The 25336-nt window shown below is 59.4% G+C and carries 22 protein-coding genes and 2 pseudogenes; 6 read left to right on the plus strand and 18 right to left on the minus strand.

Going from position 1 to position 25336, the window contains the following annotated elements; all coding sequences use genetic code 11:
- Positions 1 to 4: 4 nt before the first annotated feature.
- The 4 genes from B5P46_RS25795 to B5P46_RS25810 are packed head-to-tail and all read right to left on the minus strand — an operon-like array spanning position 5 to position 3436.
- On the minus strand, positions 5 to 1045 hold the full coding sequence (locus B5P46_RS25795) for an LLM class flavin-dependent oxidoreductase (RefSeq protein WP_129421214.1): 1041 nt from the start codon (positions 1043 to 1045) through the stop codon (positions 5 to 7).
- Positions 1042 to 1977: a flavin reductase family protein gene (locus B5P46_RS25800; protein ID WP_129421215.1), complete on the minus strand. Its 936-nt coding sequence runs from the start codon at positions 1975 to 1977 to the stop codon at positions 1042 to 1044. The genes B5P46_RS25795 and B5P46_RS25800 overlap by 4 nt, the downstream gene beginning before the upstream one ends.
- Positions 1974 to 2819, minus strand: a complete 846-nt coding sequence (locus B5P46_RS25805) for an alpha/beta fold hydrolase (protein ID WP_129421216.1) — start codon at positions 2817 to 2819, stop codon at positions 1974 to 1976. Before B5P46_RS25805 ends, B5P46_RS25800 begins: the two co-directional genes overlap by 4 nt.
- A 14-nt stretch (positions 2820 to 2833) precedes the next feature.
- On the minus strand, positions 2834 to 3436 hold the full coding sequence (locus tag B5P46_RS25810; RefSeq protein WP_003538313.1) for an amino acid synthesis family protein: 603 nt from the start codon (positions 3434 to 3436) through the stop codon (positions 2834 to 2836).
- 787 nt (positions 3437 to 4223) lie between these two features.
- Here B5P46_RS25810 and B5P46_RS25815 point away from each other — a divergent pair.
- Positions 4224 to 7112 carry an ATP-binding protein gene (locus tag B5P46_RS25815; RefSeq protein ID WP_129421217.1) on the plus strand — a complete coding sequence of 963 codons (2889 nt, stop codon included), beginning with the start codon at positions 4224 to 4226 and terminating at the stop codon, positions 7110 to 7112.
- Positions 7113 to 7207: 95 nt separating this feature from the next.
- Here the strand turns inward: B5P46_RS25815 and B5P46_RS25820 are convergent, their stop codons facing one another.
- The 9 genes and pseudogenes from B5P46_RS25820 to B5P46_RS25865 all read right to left on the minus strand — a co-directional run bounded on the left by B5P46_RS25820 (position 7208) and on the right by B5P46_RS25865 (position 14920).
- Complete coding sequence (locus B5P46_RS25820) at positions 7208 to 7783, minus strand: cupin domain-containing protein (RefSeq protein ID WP_129421218.1); 576 nt, start codon at positions 7781 to 7783, stop codon at positions 7208 to 7210.
- Positions 7784 to 8016: 233 nt separating this feature from the next.
- A complete protein-coding gene (locus B5P46_RS25825) occupies positions 8017 to 8883 on the minus strand; it encodes an alpha/beta fold hydrolase (protein WP_129421219.1) in 867 nt (288 codons plus the stop codon).
- 127 nt (positions 8884 to 9010) lie between these two features.
- Complete coding sequence (locus tag B5P46_RS25830) at positions 9011 to 9319, minus strand: putative quinol monooxygenase (RefSeq protein ID WP_105010318.1); 309 nt, start codon at positions 9317 to 9319, stop codon at positions 9011 to 9013.
- 145 nt (positions 9320 to 9464) lie between these two features.
- A complete protein-coding gene (locus B5P46_RS25835; RefSeq protein ID WP_129421220.1) occupies positions 9465 to 10439 on the minus strand; it encodes an alpha/beta fold hydrolase in 975 nt (324 codons plus the stop codon).
- 135 nt (positions 10440 to 10574) lie between these two features.
- Positions 10575 to 11214, minus strand: a pseudogene (locus B5P46_RS25840) (alpha/beta fold hydrolase).
- Positions 11215 to 11279: 65 nt separating this feature from the next.
- Positions 11280 to 11405 carry a hypothetical protein gene (locus B5P46_RS35300; protein ID WP_261336569.1) on the minus strand — a complete coding sequence of 42 codons (126 nt, stop codon included), beginning with the start codon at positions 11403 to 11405 and terminating at the stop codon, positions 11280 to 11282.
- Positions 11406 to 11419: 14 nt separating this feature from the next.
- Positions 11420 to 12217, minus strand: coding sequence for a DJ-1/PfpI family protein (locus tag B5P46_RS25845; RefSeq protein ID WP_129421221.1), 798 nt, complete (start codon positions 12215 to 12217; stop codon positions 11420 to 11422).
- A gap of 491 nt (positions 12218 to 12708) precedes the next feature.
- The gene (locus B5P46_RS25860) at positions 12709 to 13401 is read right to left on the minus strand and encodes a GntR family transcriptional regulator (protein WP_129421222.1); all 693 of its coding nucleotides are present in this window, start codon (positions 13399 to 13401) and stop codon (positions 12709 to 12711) included.
- A gap of 158 nt (positions 13402 to 13559) precedes the next feature.
- A pseudogene (locus tag B5P46_RS25865) lies at positions 13560 to 14920 on the minus strand (FAD/NAD(P)-binding protein).
- A 344-nt stretch (positions 14921 to 15264) separates the two neighbouring features.
- Here B5P46_RS25865 and B5P46_RS25870 point away from each other — a divergent pair.
- Both B5P46_RS25870 and B5P46_RS25875 read left to right on the plus strand, forming a co-directional pair.
- Positions 15265 to 15546: a type II toxin-antitoxin system Phd/YefM family antitoxin gene (locus tag B5P46_RS25870; protein WP_129421223.1), complete on the plus strand. Its 282-nt coding sequence runs from the start codon at positions 15265 to 15267 to the stop codon at positions 15544 to 15546.
- Positions 15546 to 15872 (plus strand): type II toxin-antitoxin system RelE/ParE family toxin, encoded by a 327-nt coding sequence (locus tag B5P46_RS25875; protein WP_027682968.1) that lies wholly within the window; start codon positions 15546 to 15548, stop codon positions 15870 to 15872. Before B5P46_RS25870 ends, B5P46_RS25875 begins: the two co-directional genes overlap by 1 nt.
- A gap of 28 nt (positions 15873 to 15900) precedes the next feature.
- Here the strand turns inward: B5P46_RS25875 and repC are convergent, their stop codons facing one another.
- From repC to B5P46_RS25900, 5 genes are all read right to left on the minus strand, one after another.
- A complete protein-coding gene (gene repC, locus B5P46_RS25880; RefSeq protein WP_129421224.1) occupies positions 15901 to 17211 on the minus strand; it encodes a plasmid replication protein RepC in 1311 nt (436 codons plus the stop codon).
- Between the two features lie 199 nt (positions 17212 to 17410).
- Complete coding sequence (repB, locus tag B5P46_RS25885) at positions 17411 to 18400, minus strand: plasmid partitioning protein RepB (RefSeq protein ID WP_129421387.1); 990 nt, start codon at positions 18398 to 18400, stop codon at positions 17411 to 17413.
- Entirely contained in the window at positions 18397 to 19614 is a 1218-nt protein-coding gene (repA, locus tag B5P46_RS25890) for a plasmid partitioning protein RepA (protein ID WP_017958286.1), read from the minus strand. The genes repB and repA overlap by 4 nt, the downstream gene beginning before the upstream one ends.
- A 274-nt stretch (positions 19615 to 19888) precedes the next feature.
- On the minus strand, positions 19889 to 20080 hold the full coding sequence (locus tag B5P46_RS25895; RefSeq protein ID WP_129421225.1) for a hypothetical protein: 192 nt from the start codon (positions 20078 to 20080) through the stop codon (positions 19889 to 19891).
- 839 nt (positions 20081 to 20919) lie between these two features.
- Positions 20920 to 22005, minus strand: coding sequence for an ROK family protein (locus tag B5P46_RS25900; RefSeq protein WP_129421226.1), 1086 nt, complete (start codon positions 22003 to 22005; stop codon positions 20920 to 20922).
- A gap of 124 nt (positions 22006 to 22129) precedes the next feature.
- Between B5P46_RS25900 and otsB the strand changes: the two genes are divergently transcribed.
- The 3 genes from otsB (at position 22130) to B5P46_RS25915 (ending at position 25267) form a co-directional block, all read left to right on the plus strand.
- On the plus strand, positions 22130 to 22909 hold the full coding sequence (gene otsB, locus B5P46_RS25905) for a trehalose-phosphatase (RefSeq protein ID WP_206735402.1): 780 nt from the start codon (positions 22130 to 22132) through the stop codon (positions 22907 to 22909).
- A gap of 199 nt (positions 22910 to 23108) precedes the next feature.
- Complete coding sequence (locus B5P46_RS25910) at positions 23109 to 23993, plus strand: helix-turn-helix domain-containing protein (protein ID WP_129421228.1); 885 nt, start codon at positions 23109 to 23111, stop codon at positions 23991 to 23993.
- Positions 23994 to 24193: 200 nt separating this feature from the next.
- Entirely contained in the window at positions 24194 to 25267 is a 1074-nt protein-coding gene (locus tag B5P46_RS25915) for an ABC transporter substrate-binding protein (protein ID WP_206735403.1), read from the plus strand.
- Positions 25268 to 25336 lie beyond the last annotated feature (69 nt).

A 25336-nucleotide genomic window follows, 5' to 3' on the forward strand; every position in this document is an offset into this window, starting at 1 on the left:
GGTCTTACTCCTGAAATGCTGGCATGATCTCGGTGATGAAGCGCTCGAGCGACGCCTTCTTGCGCTCGAAGCTCATGCCGGTGTCGATCCAGAAGGAATATTCGTCATAACCGAGCGCTTCATACGCCTTGAGCCGGGCGATGACGGTCTCAGCGTCGCCAACGACATTGTTGGTGCGCATGACCTGATCCGACAGCATCGCGTTTGCTCTGATCTGTTCGTCCGGGATCCGTTCGATCAGACCCTGGGTAACCGGCTTCTCATTTTTGAACCAGGCGAAGAAATAATTGTAGTAGACGCTCAGTTCATGGGCGGCCTGCGCGACATCGTCCTCTGACGAGCCGACATAGGTATGGCGCAGCAACATGATCTTGGGTCGCTCGATATCGGGATGCTTGGCGCAGGCGTCGTTGAAGCGCTCCATCAACGACTGAACCTCGTCGTCGCCCTGCCAGAGCGGCGTCACCTGAACGTTGCAGCCGTTGGCGACGGCAAATTCATGCGAGTTCGGATCGCGCGCGGCAACCCAGATGGGCGGGTTCGGCTGCTGCAGCGGTTTCGGCGCCGACGTGGTCGACGGAAACTTGAAGAATTCCCCGTCATGCGCGTAGTCGCCGGCCCATACGCCCTTGACCGCCGGGATGAGCTCGCGCATGCGCTGGCCAGCACCCCAGGCATCGAGACCGGGCAGCAGACGCTCGTATTCGAAGGAATAAGCCCCGCGCGCGATACCGATATCGAGTCGTCCGTCGCAGATGATGTCGGCCATGGCCGCCTCGCCGGCGAGTTTGATCGGATGCCAGAAGGGGGCAATCACTGTCCCCGTTCCAAGCCGTGCCCGCGATGTGCGGCGCGCCAGATCGGCAATTGTCACGAACGGATTGGGCGCAATGGTGAAATCCATGCCATGGTGCTCGCCCGTCCAGATCGCATGCATGCCGCCCTTGTCGGCGATCTCGCAGAGCGCGATGAATTCCTCGTAGAGGCTCTTATGGCTTTGGCTGGCGTCGAGCCGTTCCATATGGACGAAGAGGGAGAACTTCATGCTTTTGCGTCCCTGGCTGGAATTGGGTGAACGGTGCCGCCGGTCTCGTCGCCGAAATAGACCCCGAAATTGCCGATCGAGCTTTCCATCGCGAAACGGCCGATAATATCGGCGGTCGAACTGGTCTTGAACTTTGCCGCAACCAATGCGTCAGGCTTCATGAACCTGCCGCCGGCAGGCTCGCCCTCTCCGGCAACGGCGTGATAGACAATGTGCTGCTTGCCGTCGCTCTTGCCCTCATAAACCGAATAGAGAAAGCCGATGCTGACCTTCAGCCCGGTTGATGTCTCCAGGTATTTTTGCAGTGCATCGGTCGGGCTGCCGCCATGGGCGTCGACGCTTGGCAGGGAGAGCACATCCTCGCCGAGCAGCAGAACTTCCCCGCGGCGCTCGACAACGGCCGCAAGTTCCATATTGCCTTCGCTTGCCGCGGACACTGCCTTGCTTGCGAGCGTCGGCGTGAAATAACCGCCACGCGCATAGCCAAGACCGTTGCGGCCGCTATTGTCGAAAGCTTCGATGCGCCCCATCAAGATGACGTGGTCGCCGGCCTCGATGACCTGCTCCATGGCACATTCGAACCAGGCCGCCACGCTTGAGAATATCGGGCAGCCTGCCGATCCCCTCGCCCACTCAACCGCCGCAAATCTATCCTCGACCGGTCGCGCAAAGGTGTTCGACACGTCTTTCTGCGTTTCCGAAAGCACGTTGATCGCAAAATGCTGCGCTCCGGTCATGATGGCGAAATTGCGCGATGTCTTGGCAAGGCAGACGAGGAGAAGCGGTGGATTGAGCGAGACCGAGGTGAAGGAGTTCGCCGTGAAGCCGATCGGATTTCCATCCCCGTCACAGGCGGTGACGACAGTCACCCCGGTTGGAAAGGCCCCGAATGCATCTCGCAGTGCTCTTGGGTCTACAGTCTGGATTGTCATCGTTCATCCTCCCCGAACGACAGCCACTCAGCGAGCAGCGAATTGACGATATCAGGCGCGGTCAGGTTCACCATATGACGATGGCCTTCGACGATGCGGGCGTAGCCCCGCGGCGCAAGCTCTGCCATTTGCCTTGCCATCAAGGGCGTCGAGTTCGGATCATCGGACCCCGTCAGAAACAGGGCCGGGCCAGCCACGTCTTTCCAGCCGTCAGCATAGGTCTCGTCTCCTCCCGCGAAGGCGGCGTAAGCGACGGCATATCCCTGGGGATCAACGAGGTTCAGCCATTTTCGCGTCAATTCACGCGCAGTGACGCTGTTCGCATCATCGCCGAACCAGCGGGCCAGAGGGCCTTCCTTGTCGACACCCGATACCGGAATGGCCGCGGCGCGCGAAAGGACGGCGGCCTTTGCCTCTGGGTCACGCTTGTAGACACCGTTGAGGTAAGCGACACGGCTGATCCGCTCGCCAAAGGTCGCGGCCGCCCCTCCTGAAACCAGTGCGCCCATCGAGTGCCCGGCAACATTTGCCGTGTCGATTGCCATATCGTCGAGAAAGCGTCCGAACCAGGCGACGAACTCCTCGAGCCGACTGCCCACCGGCAGCTTTGCGCTCTCGCCATGTCCCGGCATATCGACAGCGATGACGCGATGGCCTGCAGACAGGAATGCGATCTGCGGAGCCCAGGCCTCGAGCCGCATGCCGACGCCATGAATGAGAACCAGCGGCTCGCCGCTGCCGGCCTCGTGATAGGCTGTTCCGCTTGCCGTCTTCTTTCGGGGCAAGGCACCGGCGGCGTTTGTTGCTGCAGCGGTGCGTGTGGTCGATCCGGCTGTCAGCATCTCAGAGCGCTCCCTCAAACGCCCGCAGGATTGGCAACGTCCTGTCCCAGGTCTTTCAGATCCTGGTAGCGGTCGCCGATGCGGTGATGCGGGCGCCCGCCTATCGAAGCACCGAGAGCCACAACGATCTCGTCGGCAGCAGGCGCGTCGGGGATCGACGTCTGGATGGTCAGGTAGTGCGAACGGCGGCCTTCATCGTTCTTGTCCATCAGCGGGATCATGATCGGCGCATTGGCCGGACCGCGTGTGTTGCAGAAGGCGAGATAGGACTTGGCGCCGACGGCCTGACGATAAAAATTGCCGAATCGCAGCGTGTGGATGAGCGCGGACCCGTGTTCGATTTCGCCGTCCAGGCCGACGACAGCGGACTTTCCGTATCCCTCGACAGCCTCGCCGGACCCGACCGCATCAATGATCATCTTGGTCAGCAACTCGCCGAGCACCGGAGCGCCTGCGTGAATTTCGGGCTTGAGGTCGTCGACAAAGCCGCGACCCGCCCAGGGATTCTTCACGACCGCGAAGGCGGTAAACAGCTTCAGCGGAACCGCCGCGGCCTTGCCGCCTTCGATCAGCGTCGTTTCGATCTGCAGTCCCGTCTTGCGAATTTGAATGGCCATCGAGCACCTCATTTCTCAATTGTGTATTATGGTATACCATCATACATGAGTGTCAAGTCGGCTTTCCGACGGCAGATTCTGGCCGAGGCGGTGGCGCGTACGCTCTCGACTCTCCGCGCAGCGCTTTCGTCCTTCAGTGCGTTGTCAGCTGACAAACAACCCGGCGAGGCCGCAGGCGCAGGCCGAATCTGGAAGTCATGACCATTCCAGTTCATATGATACCGCCCATATTATTGAATATGGCATACCATCACATTGAGCAAAGTTGGGTGTCAAGCTTGGAGTGCGGGGTCTGCTGAATTCCTGGGAATGTGATTGCGCCTGCTGGCGTGACATCGGCAGATGCTCGGTGCCGGCGCTTTGCCATCCACCGCTGACGAAGACCGCAGCAGTCTCCGCCGCGCCTAGAACAGGATGTCGTCCGAAAGCCGCTTACACGTTTCGGCATCATGCACTAGTCAAAACACCGCAGGGCGACTATTATAGTTGGATTGCTCTTGATACGAGTTCATCTTTACCAAAATTCGGAAATTTCTTGCTTCATTTCATTAACATCTTAGGAATACTTCTTCGCCGCGCCATCCTATTGGTAGCGTGCTCCGTGGCCTCGCTTAGTCGATCGACCGGGTTTATCGCATCGATACTCAGAGGGGGAACACGAATGGCCTTATGAGCCGTATAGCTCCAGATGTGGCGAGATGTTGGTTTGCCCCCTGCATGACTGTTTACCGAAGTGCTATTTAAATTTTCATTCGTACCAAGAGGGAATTTTCGAAGGAAAGGAACTATGACAAGCGACCTCGCCGAGCGGCCTTCGCGGTCCTACTCCTTCGGGCCGTTCATGCTGATTCCCGAGCGCCAACTGCTCTTGCAAGGCGAGGCGCCCGTTCGGATAGGAGGCCGCGCGCTGGATATCCTGACGGCACTAGTTGAGCGGCCTGGCGAACTTGTAAGCAAACGCGAGTTAATGGCTCGCGCTTGGCCAAACATCATCGTTGACGAAGGTAACCTCAAGGTCAACATGGCGGCGTTGCGGCGAACGCTTGGGGACGGACCCGGCGCCGCGAAATATATCGCGACCGTGACAGGGCGCGGATATCAGTTCACTTCTCCCGTCCAGAGACATGGATCATCGGGCCTTGCGGCGCCCTTTCGTTCGCCAACACCACGCAATCACAATTTGCCGATTGCGACGTCGACGATCTTTGGAAGGGCAGATACGATTGATGCTATTCGACGGGATCTAGGAGAATCCCGTCTGGTGTCGGTCGTTGGCGCCGGCGGTATCGGAAAGACGACAGTGGCGCTCGCTGTCGCCGAGCACGAACTTAAGGCGTTTAAGGATGGCGTCTGGTTTGTTGATCTGGCGCTTCTGCAGGACCCGGCCCTAACGCCCAACGCCATAGCGACGGCGCTCGGCCTGGCGGTCCATTCTGCAGACGCCCTTGCCAGCCTGTGTGAATCCTTGCGCGATCGCGAGGTGTTGCTCGTGCTCGACAGTTGCGAACACATCATTGACGCTGCGGCGTCCTGCGCAGACCGCCTCCTGGCTGAAGTTGCCGGCGTGAGGATCCTCGCCACCAGCCGAGAACCACTTCGAGTGAAAGGGGAACGCGTGCGAAGGCTGCCGGGATTAGGCGCGCCGCCGCGCTCGTCTCGGCTGAGCGCCGCCGAAGCACTGTCATTCCCTGCCATTGAGCTTTTTGTGGACCGAGCAACCGACAGCTTCGAACTGTTTGAGCTGCATGACGTCGATGCGCCGGCCGCTGCCGAGATATGCCGGAGACTTGATGGTCTGGCGCTTGCAATAGAACTTGCCGCGACACGCATCGATGCATTCGGAGTCGGCGGTCTGTTGAAGCAACTCGATGATCGATTCCGCCTTCTTGTCGGGCGGCGGGCGGGCCCGGAGCGGCATCGCACCCTGATTGAAACGCTCGACTGGAGCTACGGCCTGCTGACGGAAAGCGAGACCGCGCTGCTACGCGCTGTATCCGTTTTCGCAGGTCTTTTCGATGTCGAAGGCGCTTCGGCAGTGTCGAACGTCGCTCCCGCCGAAACGGCGGACGCCGTGGCACAGCTTGCGGCGAAGTCTTTGCTTGCGTTTGATGTCGACACCGACGGCGTCGCTTATCGTCTCCTTGAAACAACGCGAGCTTATTGTCTCGAACGACTGCGGGTCAGCGGCGAGGATCAGATAATTCGCCAACGCCACGCGGAGCATGTGTGCACGGTGCTCGAGCGGGCCACGGCCGAATGGGCTGAGCGCCCTGCCCGTGAATGGGAAGCCGCCTATGGGCGTGTACTCGACGATTTGCGTGGTGCGTTAGCGTGGGCAGCTCAGGATACAGTGAACCAGTCTCTGCGCATCCGGCTGACCGTCGCTGGACTCCTGCTCTGGAACCATCTGTCGCTCACCGAAGAATGCCGCGTTCATGTTTCGCAGGCGATTGAAGAACTTGGCCCGGCGGGACTCGCCGGCAGCGTGTTTGAGATGCAGCTTCAGGTGTGGCTTGGTGGCGCTACCATGTTCACGCAGGGCCTCATGCCTCAGGCGAGAGACGCCATGCAACGGGCGTTGGACATCGCCGTTCAGATTGGCGACACCGATTGCCGTGTTCGTTGCCTTCGGTTGATCGGAGTGTTTGAACTTTTCAGCGGCGAGAACGACGCCGCGGTCCGCACGCTTGAGACCTTCGCCTCGGTTGCAGCCGCGGAGGTCCCTTCCGCCGTGTTGGAGGCGGAAGTAGCCCTCGGGATCGGCAAACTCTTCATCGGCCAGCTCCCCGACGTCCGGCAACGCTTCGAACGTCGTCACCTGCTCAATCTGGAAGACATCAGCGATACCCAACGCTTAAGGCGGCACGTGCGATACCTCTCCGATAGGATTGTCGATGTGACGAATCTATTGTCGCATGCACAATGGTTGACGGGTTCACCAGACATCGCTCTGGACACCGCGCGGGCAACGGTTGACTACGCGTCCAAGACCAAGCATCACCTTTCACTGGGCAATGCGCTCTCATGGGTCTGTCCGGTATTCTATTGGGCAGGACATTATGACGAGTGTGGTCGTTATGTCACCATGCTCGATGACCAAGCGAGGCGGCACGGATTCGACGTTCGGCGTCCAGTCGCGATGTTCTATCGTGCGGCGCTAGCATGCGTGCAAGGCGACGATGCGGCCCAACGTATTGACGACCTCGAGCGGGCCATTGCGGAATTCCACTCCACGAGGCACCTAGCGCGATTGCCCTTCTACCTAAGCGTCCTCGCAGACTTCCAAGCCCGGCGTGGGCGTCTTGGCGACGCGGAGACTACGATCCGAGCCGCGCTTGACCGAGCAGATGCGAAAAATGACCTGTGGTGCCTGCCCGAGGTCTCGCGAGTCCAAGCCTCCATTCTGCTTGCCCAAGGCCAGGCGGACAGGGCTGAGATGCAACTCAAAAGGTCAATGACACTTGCGCAGGCAATCGGTGCCTCGTCATGGCGGTTGCGTACGGCCCTCGACCTCGCACGCCTCTGGTGCGCTCAGTCGAGGGCCGACGATGCTTATCAGATGCTATTGCCCATATTCAGCGAATTCACGGAGGGGTTCGAGACGCGCGACCTTGTTGCCGCCGCCGACATCCTCGCCTCGCTCAGCACTCCCCAGAGAAATCGAGGCCACTCTTAAGAACTCGGCCGTGATCCGACCTTCGAGCGGCCTGCCTTCGATTCCCTGCTAAAGAATTCCCCGAGCCGGCGCAAAAGCAGAGCATCGGCGTCGGCTTAACGACGCGCAAGCGCCGCAGCGATCGACGGCTCATATTGTCCGTCTATTTGAATGAACAACATGCGGCACATTTTGCCAGAGCGGTTCGCCCACGCGTGGTTGGTGCCGCGCTGGATTACGACACTGTAGGGCTTGAGCAGCACTTCGGAATCGTCGAGCATCAGCGTCATCTCACCCTCGATAACGATGCCATAGTCAATGGCCTCGCTCCGGTGCATCATTGGGTGCGGCGAATCTGACTTTACAGTCAAACCGCCGGGGTCATTGACCTCATTAAACAGCTCTTTCATCTGCAATGTGCCATTGGCAAGGTATTCGGCGTCTGGCGGCATGTCGACGAAGCGGATGCGGGTGCCGTGCTTCGGCGGCTGGTGCATCAGCGCACCGGTGGTCGGATCGGCACCATTGTCCACTTGCGCCGGTGTGCCGCGCGTTTCCCAAACCTCGTGGAAGATCATCCCGGGAATAGCATTCAATTCGACGACTGTTGGCAGCGGGCCGTTGATCGCGACAATAGATTTGCCATCGGCATCATGTCCGGTGACGACGCGGTGGATTCCCGGAAAGGACATGGATATGCTCCTTGAGAATAGGTGGTGGTCCTGTAGTGCGACATAGTAGCGAAGAGAGGTCCAGTATTTCTAGAGTCGCGATGTGACCCAGCGATATTTAGGCGGTTATTTCTTCCTTGCCCAAGTCATTGAACGGCTCGTGAAGGAGCTCTCCGCAGATCATTAACGTCTTATCTTTCGATCCAGACTGATCCATTGATCGTCCTTCACTTGCGCGCTTCATTCTCGAACTCCTAGCAGCCCTTACGACCTAGAAAATCCCTGATCAGCGCTGCGATTTCCGGTCCGTCAGTCTCCAGGGCAAAGTGCCCCGTATCGAAGAGATGAATCTCGGCGTCGGGAACATCGTTGCGGAAGGCATGTGCGCCAGCCGGGGCGAAGAAGGGATCTCCGTTTCCCCAAACGGCTAGAACAGGCGGCCTCGTCGCCCGCAGATACTCTTGCCAGCGTGGATAGAGAGCGATGTTCGACTTATAGTCGCCGAACAAGTCGAGTTGCACTTCCGGATCGCGGTCGAGAATGGCCTGATCGTGCGCAACCGCGTCGGGGCTGACGAGTTCGAGTTTGTCCTCGGGCACGCCATGTGTGTACTGAAACCGTGTGGCGTCTACGGTGAGGAACGAACGCAGCGCGTCGCGATTCGCTGGGCTGGGATTTTCCCAATCCCGCATGGGCTGTATGTTGGCCTCCCTTAATCCCACTTCGTAGACATTGCCGTTTTGCGTGATGATGGCGGAAATTCGGTTCGGATATGCCGCGGCTAAACGAAAACCGACGGGCGCGCCATAATCGAAAACCATCAGTCCGAACCGTTCAAGCTTCAGCGTGTCCACCAACGCCAAGACGGCCTTATAAAGATTGCCGAACGTGTAGGCGTATGCACCACGCGCGGGTGCCTTTGTTGATCCAAACTCTGGAAGGTCCGGCGCTACTATCCTGTGTCTGTCCGCGAGTTGGAGAATGAGATCGCGGTACATGTGGCTTGACGTCGGGAAGCCGTGAAGCAGCAGAACAGGCGCTGCTTCAGCACCTATCTCGCGATAAAACATTTCCACCTCACCGAGATTGACCTTCTTATATCGCACCCGGTGCCAGCTCATCGCTTGTTCCCCATAGCATAGTGGCTAACATTCTCATTCTCAGGTATCGGAGATCGAGCGTGAGATTAAGCATGCGTTTGCCCTGTTACGCCTCTGGAAGGCTCGTCCCGATCTCGCAAATATAGTGCTAAACACGCGCATGCCCGACCTCGATCGGACTCAGCACCAACGCGGTGCGGTCTGCTAAGTCACCGATCTGCGCGAGATAGTTCTTATAGTGGTGGGTCTCACGGTGAGCTGCGACGGCTGCGCCATCCACATACAGTTCATCGAGAACATACCGGTCGGGACGAGACTGGTCCTGCCAAATATCCCATCGCAGATTGCCCGGCTCTGCTCGGCAGTCCGTCGCCATTCCGAGAAGCAGTGCCTGCAGCTTCTCTGCCTTGTCTGGCCGAGAGGTAAGGATTGCTGTGATCTTAACGTGCGATGACATGGACTAAGCCTTTCAATCTCCGACATAAGCCAATCAAGGCTGTGGCAGTTGATACCGAGCCCCCAGTTGGCCAGCGTCCAAAGCGAGCGGAAGTGTTGCAGTGTCCGCCTGAAATGAGCGCCGGGGCGTGGCCAATGACTCCCGATTAACGCCTTGCGACTTTTCGATCGAGGAAATCGTGAATGAGCGGCGCCATCTCATCCAGCTTGTCTTCAAGGGCGAAATGGCCTGTGTCGAGGAGGTGCATTTCAGCGTCTGGAAGATCACGCGGGTAAGGATGTGCGCCGTCCTCCGGGAAGATCTTGTCATTCTTACCCCAGACGATCAGCGTCGGCGGCTTGCGTTCGCGGAAGAAGGCCTGGAACTGCGGGTAGAGCGGGACGTTCGTGCCGTAATCGTGGAAGAGATCGAGCTGGATATCCTTGTTGCCCGGCCGGTCGAGCAAGGCCTGATCGTGAACCCAGTTGTCGGGGCTGATGCGGGTGAGGTCCTTGACGCCGTCCGTGTACTGGAACTTGGTGGTCTCGAGGACCACCAGATTGGAGAGCGCCTCGCGCTTCTCTTTCGAATCGTCGGCCCAGTAGGCCTTGATCGGATCCCAGAACTCGCGCAAGCCTTCTTCATAGGCATTGCCGTTCTGGACGATCAACCCGCTCACCCGTTCCGGGTGCTTGAGAGCCAGACGGTAGCCGACCGGTGCGCCGTAATCCATGAGATACATCGCATATTTCTTGGCGCCGAGCTGGGTCATCAGCGTATCGACCATGTCTGCATAGTGGCCGAAGGTGTAGGCGAACTTGGTGTGATCGGGTGCATCACTCTGACCGAAGCCCGGATAGTCGAGTGCGATGACGTGATAGCGATCTGCCAGCAGCGGAATGAGGTTGCGGAACATGTGCGAGGATGTCGGGAAGCCGTGCAGAAGCAGCACGACCGGGCCCTCGGCCGGGCCGGCTTCACGATAGAACATGTCGACGCCATCGATCTTGGTCGAACGATAGAAGACGGTGATTGGCGTCCGGGGACTGGCCGCTGAGTTCTGAGCCGGAGCGGCGAACGCCTCAGGAACCTGCGCCAGGCTGACGGTAGCAAGCACCAGGGAAATGATCAGTCGGTTCATTTTCATCTCCATAATTAGTTGCAGCTGAGCGCGAGGTCGATTCCAATATTTAGAAGGAAATCTCCACGCAGTGAGCCAAGACGGCCGTCTTGCTTCACTCGTCGCGGCACGGCGGCAGTAGTCCGGGCACCATAGCTACTTTGGCCCGGCCGCAGCGCTAGTGATGAAGTCGACGACATCCTTGGGATGCGATAGCATCACCGCATGGCTGCTCTGGATTTCGATAACCTTCGCGCCAGCCCTCGCGGCCATGGAGCGCTGTCGGCTCGGTGGAACCATGCGATCCAGCGCAGTCACCATGAAATAGCTCGGCTTCTGCTTCCAGGCTGGGCTGGTTATCTTGGTCCGAACGGCCCCGAGCCCCCAAGGCACCTGAGCTGCAGCCATAAACCGCGTCGTCGAGATATCGACGTCGGCGGCGAAAGCGGCGGGAAACTTCGCTGGATCGACAAGGATGAAACCGTCACTCGGCGGTAGCAGCGGAGCCCCTTCTTCGCCTGGCGTCGGCGCAGTCGCCAGATCAAACACCCCCGCCATAGGAGTGGCCGACAAGCACTACCGGATGCTTGGCATTCGCGATGACCCTCTTGGTCGCCGCGACATCACCATCCAAGGTGATCGTGGGGTTCTGCACAACCAGGACTTCATATCCGTCCGCTGACAGCAAGTTGTAGACAAGCTGCCAGCCGGAGGCGTCGACGAACGCTCCATGCACAAGCGCGATCGAGACTGGCTTCTCCGCGGCGGCGGAGGCGACCGGAGCAAGAGCAATCATGGCAGCGAGTAATCTCCAAATTGACCGTTTCATCAGTGTCTCCATCAATCTCTGAGTTGAGCCGACTATTCGGCCGCGGCGAGGAGTTTTTCGACTGTCCCGTCGGTGCTCCACACACCATTGGCCATAAAGCGGTAGTTGATGAGCGCGGCGAGATAGCCATCGCCGTCGGGGAGCTTCGAGGCGGCCACGCGCCACTGCCGTGTCACGCTGCAGCGCGCTTCCGGTCCAACGCAGCGATCAGGGCCACGGCAATCGGATGATCCGAACGGGGATTCTGCCCGGTGATCAATTCGCGATCCTCGATCACATAGGGGTCGAAGTCGACGGGCGTGGTGCTCACGATGCCGCCCGCAAGGTTTAGCGCGAGCGGCATGTCGAAATAGATCTTGGCGTGCAGGATGGTGTCCTCGATGACCTTCTCCTCGGTCGCCGAAAAGACCGTCATCTTGTAGCCCGCATATTGCCAGCCCTTGGCCCATTCCTTCGCCTTCTCGGGATCGCCGGCGATCAGCGCCGCGCGGAACTCGCGCGCATAGGGCATTGCCGCAACGGCAGAGATCGGGCCGTGGCATAGCATCGCGGTGGGCTTAGAATGCTCGTGGAAGTGGCGCAGGATCTCGCCGATCCCCTGGTCCTGCATCAGGTCGACGATCGGCGCCTGGCCGCCGGGAATGTGCAGGCCGACATAGCTGCCCAGTCCTTCATCGAGTACCGAGCGCAGGGTGCGCGCCTTCATCGACGGGTCGTTTGCGTAGTAGTCCTTCGCGCGGGCATAAGCCGCCTCGTCTCCGCCGAAATGTGCGGCTGCGTCCGACGCCCGGTCGATCGTCGGCGGTGTTCCGTCCGGCGTCGCAAGCACCACCTCATAGCCGGCTTCGATCAGGGCCATCGCCGGCACGACCGTCTCATTGAGATACTGGCCGGTGACGCCCCAATAACCGCCCTTCGTCTCGATCCGGGTCGCGTTCGACCCAAGAACCACGACTTTTCCCTTACTCATGACTTCCTCCGTGCCTTGCATTACGAGTGCAGCGATGGAGTAAGTCTTATACTTTTCTCCCCTAGATGGGGGTTAGGTGCGGTTAAATCCGGTAAGGTGCTTTTACGGCCCTTGATCCGGTGAAAGTTGTTCTACGGCACCGGCGGCGCACCAGGGCCGAGACGAGGCGGACCACACCATTGAGCACGCGTTGCGCTGCCTCTGCGAGGCGCCGGTGGGCGTCGAGCGGCGCATCGGTGATGCTGGAAGCACCTGAAGTTCGAGGAGCTCGCGCCGCTTACCGACGCTGGGCTGACGCGCCAGGGACTGTTGGTTTCGAGCCTTCCAGAGGACTGCCTCAAGAAAGAGGCGGTTGTTGCCGCCGCTGCGACCGGGGTCGGTGTCCTTGCCATGGCAATGGGGCGCTATCTTCTCCCACTGCCTATCCGGCAAATCTGTGCGAATCATCCTCTTCAAAAGGAGCTTGAATCAACGCTGAATCTCAACAGACCCTAGTCGGCAGGCTTCTTCGCCGACAGCACCGCTTCCGCAATCGCGCTCGCGGCGGCGACGTGATCCATCGCCGCCTGGTAAGCCCCCTCGCCGTCACCGCGGCGGATGGCGTCTACGATCTTCGACATCTGCAGCGGCCCTTCGATGCCGCGCCTCTCCGTCTTGATCGTCATCGAGCGCAGGTGGTTTATGCGCACGGTTAGGAGATTGACGACACCCCAGGCAACGTTCCTGTCAACCATCGTGAACAGCGTGTGATAGAAGGAAGAGGTGTTCGTCAGCACAGCCGCCATGTCGTTGTCGCGGTAACTGTTGCGTATCCCGGCCAGAGATTCCTCCAGCGCAGCGACGATCTCGGGGCTGCGACGCTCCGCGCACAGCCGCGCCGCCATGCCTTCCAGCGCGCCGCGGATCTCATAGATCTGTTTGGCTTCGTCGATGTCGAGCTGCGCGACGATCGGCCCCTTGTTCGGCAGATTGGCGACAAGCCCTTCCGATTCCAAATGTCTCAGAACCTCGCGCACAACTGTTCGGCTGACGCCAAGCTGGGCGCAGAGGTCACGCTCGACAAGGCGATCTCCGGGACGGAAATATCCGTTGACGATGGCTTCGCGGACCTTATCGAGCGCCAATTCCCGCAAGGTCTTTGCAGGACGCTCAACTCTAATTGCGTCCTTCAGAGCACCGCTCATTCTGTACCTCAGTGTTGGACTTTGCACGCTCAACTTCCGCCGCGGTAGCCGAATGCAAGAATCGTATTATGGCGTACCAGATACTGTAGCTGTCGGCGGCCGGCAATTCAACAAGCGCCGTGCCGAGCTATAGCGCCGCGCGTCTTTTCAGACGGGAGCTAGCCTCTTGAAACGATCTCCTCGACCACGGCCTTGGCCTGCACCCGAATATCCGGAACGGCCGTGATCTCCCAGAATTGTCCTGCCGTCAGGGCGCCGACCGCGAATAGTCGGGCAGGCGAGATCCGGGACGGGGCTATCACCTCGGAAGCGGCATCCACCTGGATCCCGAGGCCGAGAGGATCGGGGACGATCAACTCAAAGCGGCTCATCTCCTTCAAAAGCGGTGAATGACTGATCCCGGCCCGTTCCATTCCCGTGCAGTTGACGAGCCAGTCCGCCCGGATCTCGGCGATCTCGCGCGTCGCTCTGACCCTGTAGCTGGCAACGAGCGGCCCTCCTCAGCCCCGAGCGATTTCAGGAAGCCCGCGTGGAAACGAACGGTTCCGTCTAAGACCAGCTTCTCAAACTTGTCGAACACGTCAGGCGCGACCCGGTGACGATGGATGTTCCACCAGGGAAGCGCATGCCTGAGGAAGCGTGCGCGTTCCTCGCTCGAAAGCCGTTGCCAGAGAGCCTGCGTTGCAGGCCTCAGACCGTCCATCACGGCTCGCCAATCGGCAACCGTCCTGCTCTTTGCCCGCAGGGTCTTCAATATGCCGCTGATCGTCTCCGGAAGTCTCTGAACGTCGATCGGCAGAGGCACTGGCGGCTTCCACGCGTGTCCGAGCGGTGCGAGCCCGCGCCGCGAAAGCACATCGATCTTGCCGCTATGGCCATGGGCGCGAAGCGCGAGAACCTGATCGATCATCGTCAAGCCGGATCCGAGAATACACACCGCATCGGATGGTGCGACGCGCCTCAGCCACGAAAGCCGCCACGGGTTCTCGATGATCCGCGATCGCAGCGATGCCGGGACCCCGTCCGGAGCGACCGGAAGGGTCGCGTTCCCGACGCCCAGGCAGAGCACCACGTTCCTTCCGGCAATCTCGTCGCCGTTGCCGAGATGGAAGGCCAGCGTGCTGCTGTAACGTTCCACGCATCCCGCCGCCTTGGCCTTGATAAAATCGACCCGGCAACGGCCGTCCCGTTTTCGAAGCAGCCGTGCAAGTGTATCGCGGACATAAAGACCGTAATCGCTGCGCGAGGCGAAATCGCCGGCCTGCAACGGGCGTCCATGGCTTTTCAGCCAGTCGACAAAGTCGTCGGGTTGATGCGGCAGCAGGCTCATGCGGCCGGCGGGAACATTGAGGCGATGGAGATAGAGCTCCGTCCGGTACGCCGTCCCACGGCCAAAGCCAGGATCGTCGCCGACGACGGCGACCTTCGCCGAAGCGGGAAGCTGCTCGATGAGATTGCAGGTAACCGCGATCGCTGAAAAACCGGAACCGACCACGATAACATCATATGTCAAATACATTCTCCCTGAAGCTCAGAACGTCATCGAGACATTTCGTCATTCAAGCCCCGTGTCGCTCACCGGTCCCTGCTGATCGCAGGAGCGGCCGAATCACGAAAACAATTATCTATATAGTCTATAAATATCGTTTGTTATTTCTCCCGCTAGCCCCTTCCCAACCATTACGCTTCAGTAGACAAACTTCATTATAAGAAATGACATTCTCTTTCGAATACGCTGAGTGAAAAAACCGGCCGCACCCAAGATGGAAAATCGGATGCCGGGAATGTGCGCCGCCGGCATTGAAAGGCTTCTTTCAATCGACCACTTGATGGTCTATATTCTGGTCGAAAGGGAGTAATCGCATGAAGCTGTCAGAACAGGTCAAGCCGATCAGCTACCTCAAGGCGCATGCGCCGGAGATCATCCGGACGCTGAAGGATAATCCGCAGCCGGTCGTCATTACGCTTCACGGAGAGGCGAAAGCCATCCTTCAGGACGTCGGCCAATATGAAGAAACACAGGAGACACTGGCGCTCCTGAAGGTGCTGGCGCTCACCAACCGGCAAGTCGAGGAGGGCAAACTGCGCCCCGCTGTGGAATCCTTCGCGCGCATCCGCAAACGTCTGGCGGACAGCCAATCCTGATGCCATATCGTGTTCTTTTCGCTGAGGACGCGGAACGCGACATCGAGGATCTCTATCGCTTCATCGCTAGCCGCGACGGCGCCGAGACGGCAGAGCGCATCCTCACCGAAATCGAGAGCGCCTGCGCCGAGCTTGAAGAATTTCCCGCCCGCGGAAATATTCCGAAGGAATTGGCGGGTATCGGAATTTCCGAATATCGGGAACTGCACCATAAGCCGTGGCGCATGATCTATCGAATCCTGGGCACGGATGTCGTCGTCTACTGCGTCGTAGACGGCCGGCGCGACATGCAGAGTTTTCTGGAGCGAAGGCTTATCCGCGCTTAGCCACACGCTGCCACACGGAGGTTGAACACTATCCAACCTTCCGGCCCGCCGGGGCGTTTGCGCGCAGAAGCGCCATCAGCATCGGGCCGATCGCGAATTCTCCCTTTTCGCTTCGCCGCGTCAGGCCACGAAGATAGCCACCGGCCGAATTAATGTGGCCGCCGCGCTCCAGGATGCATGCCATCACGGTCGCGGCGTTTTCCGGACCCATCACATTGGCTGCCTCCTCGTAGGCCGACGGACTGACGCCCAGCATCGATCGAACGATGACGGCTGCGGCCATCAGATCGCGCCAGTTGCGGATTTCGCCATCCGGCCCATAGGCAAGGATTTCCGGGCAGGCCTGCAGAACCAGTCCGAGCGGAAAGGATTTCAGTCCGCCACCGTCATTGCGGGCGCCCGGCTGTCGACTTTGCTCTTCCTCCTTCTTCTGCCCGCGCGGGTGGGCTGCCTCACCCCTCCCCTTCTCTGGCATCCCGGCCCCTCGGTCATTGTCTTGCTCAGCTATCGCGCCCTGCTTCGTTTCGAAGCCTGGTTCAAGTTCAGAGAAGGAGTCGGGGTTTGAATTCTGTATGTGACGCTCGATATAATCGGCATTGCCGCGCTGTTTTGTTGATTTAACCCGAATTTCCAGCCGGTTAAGAATATCTGTGCGCAGGGCCGTCAATTCATCCAGCAACAGTTCAAGCTGCGCTGTCGTCGGCGATCGCGGCAGGCCATCGATCAGGTCCCGGAATTCGCGGTATAGGCCTTGCCAATCCCCAGGGATCTCTTCCTCAACGGCCGCTTCGATCAGTTTGGCAATGTCACGGCGGCAAAGGGTGATGCGTTCACGCAGGCGCTGGACATGCAGCCGCTCAGCCATCACCTCGGCCGCGAGCTGCTCGATCTCCTCGGCACGGGCAAGCAGCGGCGCCAGCGAGAAGCCGAACGCCTCATCGACCTCCCCTGCCCTGTCCCTGCGGACGTAACGCTTGCCGTTGGGGCTATCCTTGCGCACCAGAAGACCTGCCTCGACGAGCGCGGCGAGATGACGCCGCACAGTCTGTTCGGCCATGCCATGCGTTCTGAGCGAAAGCTGGATATTCGACGGGAAGACGATCAAACCGTTTCCCTGGGCCAGCTCATTCTTCGGATAAAAGCTCAAAAGAGCGTTGAGCACGGCAAGCGACCGATCGCCGATGCCGAGCAGCGGCTTTGCTTCGCACAGCGCGCGAAACAATTTCCACTTATCGACCGACTGATCCGGTTTGATCTCCCCGGCCATGACCTGGCTTGCGAGCATGCCAAGCGTCATCGACCGCCGCCCAAAGGGCGTCGTCACACTTCCGGTTTCCATATCTTCCACCTCAACGAGGCAAAAGAAATCCGCTCACCAAAACGGCGCCAAAAACTCTTGACAGCGATTCTCGGAAGTGCGATTCTCGGAGGTGTTCAAGACTACGAGGAAAGCTTCCGTGACGGTGACGTTCGGGGGCTTTTTTCTTTTGCGCGTTATCTCCTGTCCGAATTGTCAGCTGACAACCGGTCTAACTGCCTCATTTTCCCACATTTTCCTCTTCGAACTCGGCGGCGAGGCCTACCAACCGCTGAGCCAGGAATTCCGAAAACGCCGCCGATTTGACGGTGATGCGAAGGGTTTTGCCAGAGCGGGCCACCAAAGCAAGTGGAGCGCCGCCTTGGGTCCGGAGCGTCTGCTCGGCCCGCTGCGGTACGCTCCTCTCCTCTACCGCCTTCCAGATGACGTCGAAGCGGCTATTGGTCTCCAACGTCCCGAAACCAGCGGCACTGATTACGGCCTGCGCCTTTTTCTGCCCGCCCATCTCCCTGAATTTCTCGGCAAACGCCAACCAGCGTGGGCGCCCGACCTTGGGGGCCGGCCCGATGGCAAGAATGATCTCGGGGTCGATCGTCTGAGCCACCTGCAGGAGCCTTGACGTTTCCGGCTTGTCTGTCGCCAGCGCCCTGGCGATCATGTCGCGGCTGAAGCCATGTTCATCCATGCGGCGTGCAAACAGTGCCCGCTCGATAAAACTCAAGTCGACACGGGGGCCATTTTCCTGACCCTGTGCGAGGATCAGCTCTTCATCTGTGAGCTTTCGCACGACGGCCTTAACAGGAACCCCGATCTCTGCAGCCGCCCGCAGGCGCCTGTGGCCATAAGCGGCCTGGTAGTGCCCGGCCCTTACCGGGTCCGGCCGCACCAGAATCGGAACCTGCTGTCCGCTTTCCTGGATGGACTGCTTCAATCGCTCGAACTCGGCATCCTTGTCGACCGGGATACGGTCGCGGATGAAGGACATTTCGATGGCAGCCGGATCGATCTCCAGCACCTTGTCACCGGAGGCCAGCGATTCGCGCAGCGCCTTGGCGGCGGCTGCTTCCTCTCCCAGCCGTCCAAGCGACAGGTTCATCGCCTTGACCGCTCCCGATGGCCGGTGCGGCTGTTGCACGCTTGGCACCTCCGGTCGTGTCGGTTCGACGGCACCGACCATGCTCTTCAGGATGTCGCGTCCTTTTGGGCTCATGTCCTGCTCCATGCACTGCGAATGAGTTGCTCGACCTCGGCATTGACGCTGTCGACGGATTCCACCCCGCGGTCATAGGTCTGGCGATGCATCGTCTCGCGTCCCGCCTCGTAGATTGTCTGCTTGGACAGGCCCGCATCCGAGACCGCTGTCGACTTGACCATCATCGAGGTCAGCACGCGCTCGCCGAACAGACTCCGCAGGAAGGCGACGATCTGCGCCTGCGGTCCATCATTGGCCTCATAGCGGGTGATCAGATAGCGCATCCAATCATAATCGAGATTGCCGCCTGCCTGCTTGACCACGGCCAGAAGGTCGGAGGTCATCGTCAGGAACTGGTTCATCGACGCCACGTCGAGCATCTGCGGATGGACGGTGATGAGGACGGAGGTGGCAGCGCAGAGAGCAGACAGTGTCAGGAAGCCGAGGGTCGGCGGGCAATCGATGATGACGACATCGTAGCTCTGCTCCAGCGAATGCAGCGCATTGCCGACCCGCATGAAGAACATGTCCTTGTCGTCGCGGTTGGTGTCGGCAAGCGCCTTTGGAGTATCGTGCTCGAACTCGTGCAGTTCGAGATTGCCGGGAATGAGATCGAGCCCCGGAAAATAGGTCTGGCGGACGATGTCGGCTACGTCGCGTCGCGTTTCGTCATATTTGATGGCACCGTAAAGCGTCTCGTTTTCGCCGACGTCGAATTCGGGCTGATATCCGAGCATCGCCGACATCGATGCCTGCGGATCGAGATCGACGGCAAGCACGCGGTAGCCGCGAAGAGCCAGGAACTGCGCCAGGTGGATCGATGTCGTCGTCTTGCCGGAGCCGCCTTTGAAATTGGTGACGGCGATCACCTGCAGATGGTCACCCGGCCGGCGCATCGGCAGATAGGAGGGTTTGGTGCGCCCGAGATGGTGGCGCATTGCATGGATTTCCTCAAGCGAGAACACCCGTCGCCCGGCCGCCGTCTTTTCCGGATTGATGCTTTCCACCTGGGCGGCGAGGTGGCGAACGTAGCTGTCGGTAACGCCGAGCAGCTTGGCAGTCTCTGTGCTGCTGAACCGCCGTAGCGATTTGCGGGCATCGGGCGAAAACAACCGCTCGAACAGCACCTGCAACTGACTGCTGAGCATCGTCGAGTCCTGCGCGATCGTCTCGTCGATCGAAACTCGACTCGCTCTCTTGGCTTTCTCAACAATCGCGGCCTTGGTCGGCATTCACGCAAATCCTGATAAATCGGGTCATTTTGCGCAAATGATCGTGAGTCTGCCGATTCCGTCAAGCGATTTCTTGGTTAGCCAATGGATAACAAACCGGATTCGACGAAAAAATCATGTGGAATTCCGGAATCTTAGCTCAGTTGTCAGCTGACAATGGCGGCCGTGTCCGCATCCATCGACGGCCGGCCCTAACGCACTTCAGCATATTCGATACGACAGAGCGCCATTACCGACTCACTTGAAAAAACATCCGCCGCTTTGGCACGCCGGATCAGGCAATCCGTTTTTCATTTATAGGCAGACAACGGCAAGGGCTTTCGGCTTCCAGCCCGCGGACGGATTCGCTGCCGGAGGCCTTGTCATCTGCGTCTTGGATTTGGGCAACGCGGCGTGGCTGAGCAAGGCTCAGCATTTGTTCGAGACGACCGGCATTGAGCGGAGCGCTTATTCCCTTGAAGTTCATGATCTATCTTTCGTCTGCGCATCGATTGCGTGAAGCCGTAGAGATAAGCGCAATTTGAACCTGCCGAGAACCGCCCGTCGGCGTTATCACCATCTTTTCCGATGCCACGCGGGAAAGGGGAGGGGAGACCTCCATCTTCAAGCGCCGCTCTGAAATGCGGCCTTCGGCAGCGACGCTCGCCGTCTCGGATCTCTTCTGCGCGCAAAGATCGAAGAGTGGCGCGCAGGAGCGGACTGCCGTGCGAAACTGAATCTTTGCCCGCGCACCGGCGAACCGGCGTTGTTCTCCGATCATGCGGCATCGCCGGAATTCCGAGATTTCAGTGTGGGGCTCACTCCAGCGAGCGCTGTTGCTACGTGCTATCGGGGAGGGGAGGTGTGGCCTGGATTTTCTTGCCGGTCTAAGTCGGCAGAATACTGAGGGCAGGGGCGTTGAAAGGTGGGGGATCGTTTGTCCGGAGATCCGATCGATCGCCAGGCCAGACAGATGACACCGGTCCGATCAGATGCCGGCAGTTGTGCGCGAATAGGTTTCCGATATCCCGGGGGGCGTCATCCCCCGCGAAGATCACAACAGCGCATGCTAGGCGAATCAGGTCGCGGTGGGTAAGATCGATACTGCTAATCGGGATCATACGTCGGTAAAGACGTTTGCCCCTAGCCTGATCAACCAGATCTCACCCTGTTCGGCAAAGCGGTCATCTTTCCTAGCGGAACTTATTGGCGAGTTCGCTTCCGTCAGCGGAATTCCTTCTTGTTTACCTGCTATTTACCATAATGCTCCACGGCTCCGGTCGAGCCCCGTTCCTTGCTAGCAGGGTTGCGCGAGGCAGGATTCTATTACCGCGCCTTCGTTCCCTCGCGATTGGTAAAGTGCGCATTGCCCAAGCCCGTGCCGATGGTCAGCACCGCCCATCTCGACACGTCGTTCATAAAAGGGATCTGCGACAATCCCTGCACGACGGCATCGTTGTGCACCATCACGAATGTGCTGTCCTCGCCGATCTCCGGAATGGCCTTCATCAGTGCGGCAGGAAGGTTGAAGCTGTCGCTCTCCCAGTTTCCGCCCGGCAAGTTTTGTCCGCCGCGTTCGATGGAGCCATCGGCTTTGATGATGCCGGGGCATGCGATCCCGATGATGGGCGCCGGCTTGAGATTGGCCTTTTCGGCCTTGCCGATCAAATCCCGCAACATCGCGGCCAACTTCTCGATGGTGGCGGTGCGGCTTGGCTCATCGTCGGCATGACGCCAGATGGCGGATTCCCAGACACTTGCATCCGCAAAATTCGGCACGTCGTCCTTTCCGAATTGAACGACGCCGGCGCGAACATTCGTGCCGCCGATATCGACAGCGAGCATCGCCTCGTGGCCTTTGAACATCCAGCGCGGCATTAGGTGGACCGCGCCGATCAGTCCGGCCTCATCGGGGTGATGAACGATCGGCACGACCTCGACGTCGACGCCGGCCACCTTGAGAATAACCATGGTCCTGGCGATCGCCAGCTCGCCAAAGCGGCTCTCCCGGAAGCCGCCGCCGACGACGATGCGTTCCGTCTTGACCCAGCGCTTGTCCTTCAGGAACTTTCCGATCACGTCGGCAAAGTCCTGGGAGAAGTCCTCCACCGCCCCCATGACCAATGCCGCCGCCTCCATATCGTCGCCCTTGAGAAAGGCATCGATCTTCTTCTTGGAAAGCTTCTCCGTGGCGGCGTTGCCGAGCGGATCGTCTCCGACCTTGCGGATGCGTTTTCTCCAATCGTCGAGCTTCAACTGAAAAGTCTTCTTGTTGGCGTTGTCGCCAACGAAACCATCTTTGTCACGCAGTTCGTTGTTGTAATCGTCGATCGTCACCAATGGCAGGTTTAACGCGCCATGTGCCAACGGGGCATTGACCTCATCACGGGGATCGGAACTGCTTTTGGCCATCAATGTACCTTCTACGGCGCGAGTGCTCGAACGGGCGGCGAGATACAACGCGGACTAGCCTCCGGATGTTCCGGAGTCTGAAAAGCCACCTTGTCCTTGTCGGCCAGCGACCTAGCTTCAGTGATTGCAGAGTTTGGAGAATGCCGTGCAGGACGACGACGCTACTCAGGAAATGCTTTCACTGGTCTTGGAAGAGCCGGATCATTGGGCGATGTTTCTCGATATCGACGGGACGCTGCTCAATCTCGCGCCCACACCGGATGCGATCGAGGTCCCGGAGGCGCTTCCCGGACAACTTCACCGCCTGTCGAACAAGCTCGGCGGCGCCCTGGCGTTGGTCACCGGCCGATCGCTTGCTTATGCAGACGAGCTGTTTAAACCCTTTGCATTTCCGACAGCAGGCCTTCACGGCGCGGAAATCAGGAACGCGGCGGGCATGCAGACGATCGAGGCCACAGCTGAGTTTCAGGCGCTGAAGCATGCGCTGACCGCGGAAGCCGAGCACTATCCTGGAGTCTTGATCGAGGATAAGGGTGCGGCCGTTGCCGCCCATTACCGGCTCGCGCCCGAATATGAAAAGGTGCTCGAAGACCGCATGCACTACTATGCGGAGCTCGCCGGGCCAAACTGGGCATTGCAGCTCGGCAAGATGGTATTCGAGCTGCGTCCAGCACGGTCGAGCAAGGGCGATGCGCTGGAGCGGTTCTTCCAGTCCGACCCCTTCAAGAACCGCTGCCCGATTACCATCGGCGATGATCTGACCGACGAGTCGATGTTTGCGATCGCCAATGCGCGCGGCGGCGTTTCCGTGCGTGTCGGCGCGATCGGCACCCCGAGCTGCGCCACGAGCCGGCTGTCTTCTTCTGCGCTAGTCAGAAACGTGATTGCCGCCTTGGCCGCCTGAGGCCCGCCCTTGGACGATGGGCAAAGCGGATTACTGCCGTCTTTACACCGGCTACGCAGCGCCGATTGTCAAAAAAGTATCGGTTTTAGCCGGGAATCGTGGTGGCGGGCATGACACGAGCCCACTACACTCCCCTTAACAATAAAGCCAAAAAGGGAATTTGGCGGGCGGCTTGGAACCGTCCTCGGAGGAGGAAACAATGGAACCTGACTTGGAAGTCATTCAGATCCGCCCGGGCGAATCTTTCGCAACGAAGGCGCATGGCTATCCCTACCATACGGTTCGTTGGCATTTTCACCCGGAATACGAACTTCATCTCGTCGTGGCGACAACAGGACGGTATTTCGTCGGCGACTTCATCGGCGAGTTCGAGCCTGGTAATCTTGTGCTTGCCGGGCCTAATCTTCCACATAACTGGATCAGCGATGTCCCGACGGGATCGAGCATCCCGCTTCGATGCCAGCTCATCCAGTTCAGCGAGGGCTTCATCAGCGATACGATGAAGGTGCTGGCCGAACTCGGCCCATTTGAACCTGTTCTCGAAGCCTCCCGCCGAGGTGTGCTCTTCGGCGCCGATACCAGCCGGCAGGTTGCGCCTCTAATGAACGAGGTGCAGCAGGCTCATGGTGTGCGCCGTATCGAGCTTTTCATGATGATCGTCGGCCTGCTCAGCCGCGCACAGGATGCGCAGCTTCTCGCCAGCCCGAGCTATCTGCCCGATCCCTCCGGTTACATGTCGGCCGGCATCAACAAAGCGCTCGCCTATATCAGGGAACACCTGACCAAATCCTTCGACGAAGCCGATCTCGCGGCGATTGCTGGACAATCGACAGGCGCCTTTTCGCGCGGCTTCCGCCGCCATACCGGCATGTCGCTGGTGCAATATGTCAAACGCCTGCGTATCAACCTGGCCTGCCAGATCCTGATGAGCGATGACCACGCATCGATCACCGATATCTGCTTCGAGGTCGGCTTCAACAATCTGTCTAACTTCAACCGGCAGTTTCTCGCGGAAAAAGGCATGACGCCTTCCCGTTTCCGACGGTTGTTGGGTGACAATATCAACGTGGCAAAGGCGGCCTAGAGGGGCCGAACGAGCACGTCCAAGGGACGAGGAGGAAGAAAACTGACACTGACTTGAACGCGGCACGCGATGAGCGGCTCGTGATCGGAGATGCTTGTCCTCAAAAACGTCAAACCGCCGGGACAGGCGCGACCGTTCCTTCAGCCGAACGGCCACAGCAGAACAGTGCGATCACTACACAATTTTTTCAATGGGAGGAGATGGAAATGATGAAATTCTCAACACAGGCGGCAGGCGCCGCGGTATTTGTCCTGTCCTTGCTGGGCGGTACGTCCGCCTTTGCGCAAACGGCCGTTTCGGATGCGACAGTGGCATTCCTCATGCCCGACCAGGGCTCGACCCGCTACGAGGAGCACGACCACCCGGGCTTCGTCGCGGAAATGAAGAAGCTTTGCGCGTCGTGCAAGGTTCTCTATCAGAACGCCGATGCCGATATCGCAAAACAGCAGCAACAGTTCAATTCGGCGATCACGCAAGGCGCCAAGGTCATCGTGCTGGACCCGGTGGATTCGGCCGCCGCCGCATCGCTCGTCCAGCTCGCACAGAGCCAGGGCGTCAAGGTCATCGCCTATGACCGCCCCATCCCGAAGGGCAAGGCGGATTTCTATGTCTCATTCGACAATAAGGCGATCGGCAAGGCGATTGCGGAATCGCTCGTCCAGCATCTGAAGGCACAGAACGTGCCGACCGATGGCGGCGGCATCCTGCAGATCAACGGTTCACCGACCGATGCGGCTGCCGGGCTGATCAAGGATGGCATTCACGAGGGTCTCGCGAGCGGCGGATACAAGACGCTTGCCGAATTCGACACACCGAACTGGCAGCCCGCGAACGCCCAGCAATGGGCGGGCGGTCAGATCACCCGTTTCGGCAAACAGATCGTCGGGGTGGTCGCTGCAAATGACGGCACTGGCGGCGGTGCCATCGCAGCCTTCAAGGCTGCCGGTGTCGATCCGGTGCCGCCGGTAACCGGCAATGATGCGACGATCGCCGCGCTACAGCTGATCATCGCGGGGGATCAGTACAATACGATTTCCAAGCCGAGCGAAATCGTCGCCGCTGCCGCTGCCAACGTCGCCGTGAAGCTTCTGGCCGGAGAAACGATCAAGGCCGAAATGACGCTCTACGACACGCCCGCGCAGCTTTTCGTCCCTGCCGTCGTTACCGCCGAAAACCTCAAGGCCGAGATCATCGACAAGAAGATCAACACCGCCGAGGAGCTGTGCACCGGCCGCTATGCCGACGGCTGCAAGAAGCTCGGCATCACCAAGTAATCGAGCCAAGAGAAAGCGCGGCTGGGCCACCGGCCGCGCTTCCGATTTTCGCTTTTTCGAAAGGCCAGG

It is taken from the genome of Rhizobium leguminosarum (assembly GCF_004123835.1).
Lineage (GTDB): Bacteria > Pseudomonadota > Alphaproteobacteria > Rhizobiales > Rhizobiaceae > Rhizobium > Rhizobium leguminosarum_M.

What these genes read in the sequence shown, in the direction of transcription:
- B5P46_RS25795 (WP_129421214.1), bottom strand. Translation starts at nt 1,045, where the DNA reads ATGAAGTTCTCCCTCTTCGTCCATATGGAACGGCTCGACGCCAGCCAA.
- B5P46_RS25800 (WP_129421215.1), bottom strand. Translation starts at nt 1,977, where the DNA reads ATGACAATCCAGACTGTAGACCCAAGAGCACTGCGAGATGCATTCGGG.
- B5P46_RS25805 (WP_129421216.1), bottom strand. Translation starts at nt 2,819, where the DNA reads ATGCTGACAGCCGGATCGACCACACGCACCGCTGCAGCAACAAACGCC.
- B5P46_RS25810 (WP_003538313.1), bottom strand. Translation starts at nt 3,436, where the DNA reads ATGGCCATTCAAATTCGCAAGACGGGACTGCAGATCGAAACGACGCTG.
- B5P46_RS25815 (WP_129421217.1), top strand. Translation starts at nt 4,224, where the DNA reads ATGACAAGCGACCTCGCCGAGCGGCCTTCGCGGTCCTACTCCTTCGGG.
- B5P46_RS25820 (WP_129421218.1), bottom strand. Translation starts at nt 7,783, where the DNA reads ATGTCCTTTCCGGGAATCCACCGCGTCGTCACCGGACATGATGCCGAT.
- B5P46_RS25825 (WP_129421219.1), bottom strand. Translation starts at nt 8,883, where the DNA reads ATGAGCTGGCACCGGGTGCGATATAAGAAGGTCAATCTCGGTGAGGTG.
- B5P46_RS25830 (WP_105010318.1), bottom strand. Translation starts at nt 9,319, where the DNA reads ATGTCATCGCACGTTAAGATCACAGCAATCCTTACCTCTCGGCCAGAC.
- B5P46_RS25835 (WP_129421220.1), bottom strand. Translation starts at nt 10,439, where the DNA reads ATGAACCGACTGATCATTTCCCTGGTGCTTGCTACCGTCAGCCTGGCG.
- B5P46_RS25845 (WP_129421221.1), bottom strand. Translation starts at nt 12,217, where the DNA reads ATGAGTAAGGGAAAAGTCGTGGTTCTTGGGTCGAACGCGACCCGGATC.
- B5P46_RS25860 (WP_129421222.1), bottom strand. Translation starts at nt 13,401, where the DNA reads ATGAGCGGTGCTCTGAAGGACGCAATTAGAGTTGAGCGTCCTGCAAAG.
- B5P46_RS25870 (WP_129421223.1), top strand. Translation starts at nt 15,265, where the DNA reads ATGAAGCTGTCAGAACAGGTCAAGCCGATCAGCTACCTCAAGGCGCAT.
- B5P46_RS25875 (WP_027682968.1), top strand. Translation starts at nt 15,546, where the DNA reads ATGCCATATCGTGTTCTTTTCGCTGAGGACGCGGAACGCGACATCGAG.
- repC (WP_129421224.1), bottom strand. Translation starts at nt 17,211, where the DNA reads ATGGAAACCGGAAGTGTGACGACGCCCTTTGGGCGGCGGTCGATGACG.
- repB (WP_129421387.1), bottom strand. Translation starts at nt 18,400, where the DNA reads ATGAGCCCAAAAGGACGCGACATCCTGAAGAGCATGGTCGGTGCCGTC.
- repA (WP_017958286.1), bottom strand. Translation starts at nt 19,614, where the DNA reads ATGCCGACCAAGGCCGCGATTGTTGAGAAAGCCAAGAGAGCGAGTCGA.
- B5P46_RS25895 (WP_129421225.1), bottom strand. Translation starts at nt 20,080, where the DNA reads ATGAACTTCAAGGGAATAAGCGCTCCGCTCAATGCCGGTCGTCTCGAA.
- B5P46_RS25900 (WP_129421226.1), bottom strand. Translation starts at nt 22,005, where the DNA reads ATGGCCAAAAGCAGTTCCGATCCCCGTGATGAGGTCAATGCCCCGTTG.
- B5P46_RS25910 (WP_129421228.1), top strand. Translation starts at nt 23,109, where the DNA reads ATGGAACCTGACTTGGAAGTCATTCAGATCCGCCCGGGCGAATCTTTC.
- B5P46_RS25915 (WP_206735403.1), top strand. Translation starts at nt 24,194, where the DNA reads ATGGAAATGATGAAATTCTCAACACAGGCGGCAGGCGCCGCGGTATTT.